Origin of the sequence: Dysgonomonas sp. Marseille-P4677, from assembly GCF_016652235.1 — a bacterium.
In the GTDB taxonomy this organism is placed as follows: Bacteria; Bacteroidota; Bacteroidia; order Bacteroidales; family Dysgonomonadaceae; genus Dysgonomonas.
In genome coordinates, this window is the sequence record NZ_JAEPKU010000173.1 from 1 (window position 1) to 7,517 (window position 7,517).

Consider the following 7,517-nt stretch of genomic DNA (forward strand, 5'->3'; position numbering starts at 1 on the left):
GTCTTCAACTATAAATCTATGGGCTAATTGTCTAAAAGTTATTCAGGATAATATTCCTGATGCCGCTTTTAAAACATGGTTTTTGCCTATTGTTCCACTTTCTTATGAAAATAAGGTGTTTACAATACAAGTGCCGAGCCAATTCTTTTATGAGTATTTGGAAGATAAATTTGTAGACTTATTAAAGACAACATTACATCGGGAAATAGGTAGAGACACTATCTTGCAGTATCGGATCTTAATGGAGAACACGACTAATACAGTAGTCGATTATAGAGGTGATGCGAAAGCTTTTCCTGCCGATAAGATTATAGCGAAAAATGTAAACACTAATAAGATTCCTAATCCTTTTCAAAAGGTAGTAGCTGATGACTTTGATTCGCAGCTGAATCCGAAATATACTTTCGACAATTTTTTTGAGGGAGAGAGTAATAAACTAGCTCGTACAGCAGGGGAGACTATTACGAAAAATCCGGGGAAGACAGCGTTTAATCCTCTATTTGTTCATGGTACCTCTGGAGTAGGTAAAACGCACCTTTGCCATGCAATTGGTATGCGAATAAAGGAACTGTATCCTGAAAAACGAGTACTGTATGTTTCTGCACATTTGTTTAAAATACAATATGCAGATGCAGGACGTTACAATACAACCAACGATTTTATAAATTTCTATCAAGGTATTGATGTCCTTATAATAGATGATATACATGAGTTGGCTGGAATAGAGAAAACTCAGAATACATTATTTCATATTTTTAACCATCTGCATCAGAATAATAAGCAGTTGATTTTAACATCGGATAAGGCTCCTTCAGAGTTGCAGGGTGTTGAAGAACGATTGCTAACCAGATTTAGATGGGGATTGACAACAAAGGTTGATCATCCTGATAAGACTCTAAGATTGAGAATTCTCCAGAATAAAATACTGCATGATGGTCTTTCCATACCAGAAGATGTAGTTGACTATATTGCTGAGAATGTAACAGACAATGCGCGTGATTTGGAAGGTATCATTGTATCTATTATGGCCCACTCTTTGGTTTATAATAAAGAAATTGATCTACCACTGGCCAGACGAGTTATTAGCCAAGCGATAAAGAAGATAGAAGCGAAAAAAATAACTATCAGTTCAATCGAAGCTATTGTCTGTGAATTTTATAATATAAAGAGTGAGTTGATACATTCAGCATCACGTAAGCGTCAGATAGTCCAAGCTAGACAAGTGACAATGTATTTGTCTAAGAGTTATACGGAGATGTCATTAGCACAAATAGGCTCATTGATAGGAAAGAAAAATCACGCTACAGTGTTACACGCCTGTAAAACGGTAAAAGAGCAGATGGAAGTGGATAAAACTTTCCGGGAAGAAATAGCGGAAATAGAGAAAAAAATAAAAAGCTGATAATTACTATCAGCTTTTTTCTTTTACATTGTTATTATTTACAGTTTACACAGTTCTAAATTTTCTTGAGAACTAATTTTCTTTTCGTAGCCTGGCTTATCTCCGCAAAGAAAGCCTTAATCTCATTATAGTTTTCTTTACTATATTTGCCTGTAAATATATCTATATTCTGAGTGTATACAATCTTATTGCCATCTATTTTTATTTGCGCTTTTAGTATTCCGAAAGGAGTTTTAACAGATATATCTTTCGGCAAAGATTCTACTGTATATGATTTAGGTATATTAATCGTAATTGAGTCTGATTCTGAAAAGCCATTATTAATCTGAATGTCTAAGTTCCTTACATTCGACGAGAAAATATTATAGCTCCCTTTATTTAACGGACATATCGGTATGAATAGGCGTGTACCAGTTTTATTAACAAAGTCCTGAGCCGAGAAATCGGCGCTTAAGGAGCACGATGGAGAGGTTGTTTTATTTTCTGTTACCTGAATGTTATCTATTTGAATTTTAGGTAATTTCATATTTTGGTTTATATACTCAATTACTTCAGTTCTATCTTTAGATGTCATGTAGTGCACACTCGATGCATAGCTATGCAAATGGTTGGTAAATACCATATTTCCTTTAGCGATGCCATCTTCCGAGATATTGATAATTAGATTTGAAAATTGTTTGTTTTGTTCATCTGAGTAGGTTGGCACGCGACAAAGTTTACCCTCTCCACTATCGGTAACAACGAGTACATCATGTCCGGCTATATTGTTATGTATGTATCCAAAAGGTAGTGTTTGAGAGGTGCATTCCAACCACAGACTGTCATTCTTTAATGGTACCATAAGAATAGCATGATTCGTTTCCTGTATATTTGAAAAGTCTTTCGTAAAATGCTTTCTTTCTCCCGAATATATTTCGCAATAGTTAGATGATATACCAACAGTATTCAGCATAGCTTTCATAACATTCGATAAGCCTTTACAATCACCAAATCCACTTTTCATAACAGTAGCTGCCGGGATTGGTTGAAATCCTCCAATACCAAGTTGTATACTTACATATCTCGAATTGCTTTGTAGGTATTTATATAATATTTCTACTTTTTCTTCATCGCTTTTCGCATCTTTTACAAGGTTTTTAAGGTTGTTTGATACATCCTCCGGTAAAATATCGCGTCCCTTTAGCAAATTAGCCAGCCATATGCCATATCCCTTCCAATCTGTCATGTCTCCACATTGAGAGTCGTAGCAAAAGTTTGATGGAGCAATAAGAACTCTCGGATATAGATCTCGAAAGGGAGGTGATAACGGTTCGGAATTTATAGCTTTTAAGTTTTTTGCAGAGAATGAATATATGTGTTTATTGCCAACAACTTCATCTTTCGAATTACAATCGAAATTTATATTGCTGCGTAAATTTATATTAGCAGGAACCTCTATTGTATAACTTGCATTTTTAACCGATTGCATATAACCTTCGATTGGGCTGAAAGAAGGATAGAATATAATTCCATTCTTCCATTTCTCTTGGTAAGAATATTCAATGGTATATGGGTAGGTGGGAACCTTACATTCGTAAACAATAGAATACATATCAGTCGCCATTTGCTGAGATATTGAAGAAATGGTCAGATCCTTTTTCCCTATCTTCTTTATTACAGTGCCCGAACTATTTTTTATGACGCCCGAGAAATCCTTTAATTCTCTGAAATTATCACCATTTATATAAAAATTGGCATATCTATCTCCTTGTTTGTTTAAAACCGTAATGACCTTCGTTTCCTTATATGTAGCATTATTCAAGTCACTCTGAATAAATGAGGCTTCAAAATTTTCGACAATAGCTACAGCGTTCTCTTTCAGACTGTCAGCTGCATTTGGTATTGGGCTATTTCCATATAATGCGACTGATGCAAGCAGGTATATGAAGCAAATTAAATATTTATACATATTCTTAAGTTTAATTATTCAGCAGAGGCAATCTTTTTTAGAACAATTTGTTCCGAGTTTTTAAGGATTATTTTAGAGAAAAAGTCTTTTAAAGATTCATACTCAGTTGGTAAAAACATGATTTTTCTTAGTTGGTACTGATAATGCAATTTTATGCTATTATTAGTGTGAATAACACGGAATGTAAGTGTAATATCATTATCGTTTAAAACAAACCTTTCTGTTTTAGGCAGTTCATCAACTTCATAGCCTTCAGGTATTTCAAAGTCGACTAATTGTACATAGTTAAGAAGGTGATTAAACTCAACAGGAAATATTCTTTTTTCTTCTTTAAATGGATTTTCCGAGTATAATTTATCCACCATTGGAGTAATGTATATAAAATCATCTCCAAGGCTTAAATCGGCCGTTTGGGTGTATTCCATTTTTAAAGCTTCACTCGTATTTTCCAGATTAGTAACCTTGAAATCTTCTATCTGAGAAGAGAGGTTCTTACTAAGCGATTCTATATAGTCAGCCTGATCTTTATGATTAAAATAATTCACTTTAGCATTATAAGCCGCATTGCCTTTTCTTGTGTCGACAACCTTCCCTTCTAATTTTGAATCGGCTATCTTGTAATTAGCAGATATAAATACGGAACCTGTGGATATCTTAGTCAGATCTATCCAGTCAGTTGTATTTTGCTTAAGTATACGTGCTTGCGGAACCATACATTTTTCAGGCAACAAATTCCAGTCTCCATATTTGGCCGCGGCGTCAGTAAAGTACATAGCAGTATCTATTCGTATACCTGTTATAACGTAATTAAGAGCTGCCACGCTAGGATGTGTAATCGGTATACGTCCGTTACTCCTTGTGCTAAGCATAACCGGAAAGGCATCGAATCCACCAGCCTGTAATGCATTTATAAGAAGAAAATTAACATCAGAACTATTTCCAATTCCATTTTTTAAAGCATCCTTGAGATTATCCGGATAAAAAGCTGTTTTATCATTCCATTTTACTTTGCCTTTTACCATATCTTGTATCTCTTTAGCTCTATCGATATTTATTTCTGTTTTCGATATTTCGTTTTTAAAGAGGTCCTCTTTTTTTAGATTACCTCCAAATGAACGGGAATCTAAGAGTTCTTTATCTATATTCTGCCATGTCGTAGAGTAGTTATTTATTTTACTGTATGGCATCTGAATACTCATCAGTTCAAAAGATACTTTTGATATATAATCATTTACTGTCCATAGGTACGACTCAGCTTTAATAGCCGGCACATCTATACCCTCCGAAAAGTAGCGGTCGCCGACACACCGAAGAGTTGTAGACTGACTCCTACCATTATCATCTTTATATCGGATGTTGAATGATTCGTTTATCGGTTCTTTCTTTGTTTTTATAGGTTCATATCCTTGAAAATTAGTGTTATATCTGAAGTATTCTGGTATTTTAATATCATATGATGTGTAAATAATAGGTATAGAAGATTGAAAAGTAAAATCTCTTAATTCGTAAAAGAAGTCGGAAACAATCATATATTTGAATTCTATTACAGATCCTATTTTTGCTGCAGGCATTGTAAATTTCTTAACTTTTAGTTTGTTATCTACATCTTCATCAAAGATAAATTCTTTTGATAGCTTCGTTTTTACTATTTTACCGTCCTCTATATTGTAAGTTGTTCCGGAAAGCCCTCTAATCTCTTCTTTAGATGTGTTATTTGTCTGATAATAACTTATTACCTGATTACACCAATCGAGCCCCTCGGTCTTTAAAATTTTAATTTTTACCTGTAATGTATATTCAAACTGAAATCCATATAGTTCATTGTATACAAATCTAGTTTCTCCTTTTTTTAACAACATGACAGCATTTGCTGTGGTATCCTTTGGATAAGTTGTCATGTTTAGTTCTTCTATGGTTGCATTTCCATATTTTGATTGAGAATGACTATTTTGCAAAAAATAAAGGCAAAAAAGCATTAGAATAAGGACAGCAGTTTTTTTCATAATGTGAAATTTTGTTTTTGCGAAAGTAAATAAAAATTCACATAAATTAAGGTTGTTAAAATATGTCGTAAAGCATATTTTTCTTGTTATTTTAATAAATATGAATAGTATCTATAAAATGTAAGTTTATAAAAAAAATAATCCGGCAGAAAAAACTTTTTTCTGCCGGATTATGAATGTATTATTATCTAATAAGCCTAATACTTATTTGAGTAAGCCTGATATTATTATTAAGGTAAAGGAGTCAGGGTTACATTGCGAAATTCTATATCCTTGCCTTCACTTTGTAATCCGATATATCCTTCTTTTATTTTATTCGTTCCTTTATTTTGGAAAATACCATTTATATATACCGTAATTACTCCATTAAGGCAGTATATATCAGCTTTATTCCATTCTCCGGGTACTTTCTCAGTTGAGCCTTTATCCTTTTTTACTACGGGGAATTTAGGGCGTGGCTGTCCTTCTATACTTTTAAACTCAGCTAGATCAGAGCCTCCCAAAAGAACAAAATCTCCGGCATCGCCAGATTTCAACTGACACTCTATTCCATTAGGAAAAGGATTGTTGGGTTCTTCTATAAGGACAAAGATTCCACTGTTCGATTCCACCCCGGAAGGCCACCGCCATTCTGTCTGTAGATGAAAGTTTCCATACTTCTCTTTTGTGTACATATAGCCAAGAGGATTGCCTGTAACATGGATTATTCCGTCTTTAACCGAGTATACTTCTTCTGCAGGTACTTTGTTTCCTTCTATTACAAAATTCCAATTTGTAAGGTCTTTTCCATTAAATAGAGCTTTTTTTTCTTGGGCATTTACATTTCCTATACATAACAAAGCCGTTACAGCGGCTACGATTATTACAATAGAATTTTTATTCATAGTTATTTATTTTAAGAAATTACTAATTTTATCAAATGTAATACGGAACTGTTTGTCTACCTCATCCGCAATTTTAGGTAATGCAGGGAATGGATCTTCATGTATATACTTGTATGGATAGTCCAGCGTTTCCACTTGTATTGGTATATTTCTGCTTGAACCTTGTAATGTATTTATAACTTCATATGTAGGAACAACTTCGTCTTTCGCCAATGTGATAGCATAGAACTGATCGCTCATATTTCTGAATGTTTCTTCACGTTTAGAGGTCATTGTCTTGTAGTTAAGCATACTTCTAAAATTATTTCCTTCGGGATGTGTATGCATATAGTGACGAAGTACTTCATCGCGTTTCATATGACTTTCCAAATGTTCTACCACATAAGAATATAGACTCACATTGGCCTCGCTGTCCAATATGAATTTTGAAACAGGTGATAGTCTGTTGAATACTGCACCACCACAGAACGTGGCATATTTGGAATTAGAGAAATGTCCGTCTTTATTGCTCATCATCAATATCTCACCTAAGAATGTACCGATTGAATATGAGAAGAAATCGATGGTGGCATCTTTATCTATTGCCGGATGTGATCCTTCTTTAAATGCTTCAACAAAGTCCACTACATCATAATAAGTCTGTAGTCCCGACCATATAAACCGTTGAGGCTTATTATGCAGACGAGTGCTGATTGCCACATTTGACAGACTTGAGCAAATGATGTCAGGATGTCGTAATTTACGTTGTTCGCTCACATGATACATTTCACGGGAATTACTCCATGCGGCAGGAGCTCTATTCATATGAAATGCAATGGGAAACATTACTATCGATTTACCTGTTTTTTCAGCAATGTATTTTGCCCAAGGAAGGTATTTACTCCAATACTTTTCATTAAATCCATGAAACATAAAGATTATACCTTTTGCTCTTTCTTCTTTTTTGGGCATAATCATATGATAACGAAACTTGATGTTTTCCTGAATCTCGGCATCTTTCTTATTCAGCATTTGTTGTATAACATCCGGCTCATAGTCCTGAATAATGCTGGGGATATATTCATAATCATCATTATTACCCAGACCTCCGGGAAGAATAAAACGATAATTAGACTCAAATGTATAATTTCTCATAACAAGATTTTGATCTATATCTATCTCGTTATCAGTATAATTTTCTATCCTTTTAAGATGATTGAATAAGTCTATATATTTCATTGCGGATGATTGTTATATTGTAATAAAGAAATTTTTAGTTTTCTGATTATAATTTCCAAGAT

General features: G+C 33.9%; 5 protein-coding genes. 1 reads left to right on the forward strand and 4 read right to left on the reverse strand.

Annotated elements, in window-relative coordinates:
- A partial coding sequence (dnaA, locus tag JGH11_RS18210) for a chromosomal replication initiator protein DnaA (RefSeq protein WP_236264151.1) occupies positions 1–1,402 on the forward strand: 1,402 nt, incomplete at its 5' end.
- 55 nt (positions 1,403–1,457) lie between these two features.
- Here the strand turns inward: dnaA and JGH11_RS18215 are convergent.
- The 4 genes from JGH11_RS18215 to JGH11_RS18230 form a co-directional block, all read right to left on the reverse strand.
- A complete protein-coding gene (locus JGH11_RS18215) occupies positions 1,458–3,350 on the reverse strand; it encodes a DUF3857 domain-containing protein (protein WP_201114180.1) in 1,893 nt (630 codons plus the stop codon).
- A 14-nt stretch (positions 3,351–3,364) separates the two neighbouring features.
- A complete protein-coding gene (locus JGH11_RS18220; RefSeq protein WP_201114181.1) occupies positions 3,365–5,353 on the reverse strand; it encodes a DUF3857 domain-containing protein in 1,989 nt (662 codons plus the stop codon).
- A 230-nt stretch (positions 5,354–5,583) separates the two neighbouring features.
- Positions 5,584–6,237 (reverse strand): DUF1080 domain-containing protein, encoded by a 654-nt coding sequence (locus tag JGH11_RS18225; RefSeq protein ID WP_201114182.1) that lies wholly within the window; start codon positions 6,235–6,237, stop codon positions 5,584–5,586.
- Positions 6,238–6,243: 6 nt separating this feature from the next.
- Positions 6,244–7,455 (reverse strand): DUF6051 family protein, encoded by a 1,212-nt coding sequence (locus JGH11_RS18230; protein ID WP_201114183.1) that lies wholly within the window; start codon positions 7,453–7,455, stop codon positions 6,244–6,246.
- Positions 7,456–7,517 lie beyond the last annotated feature (62 nt).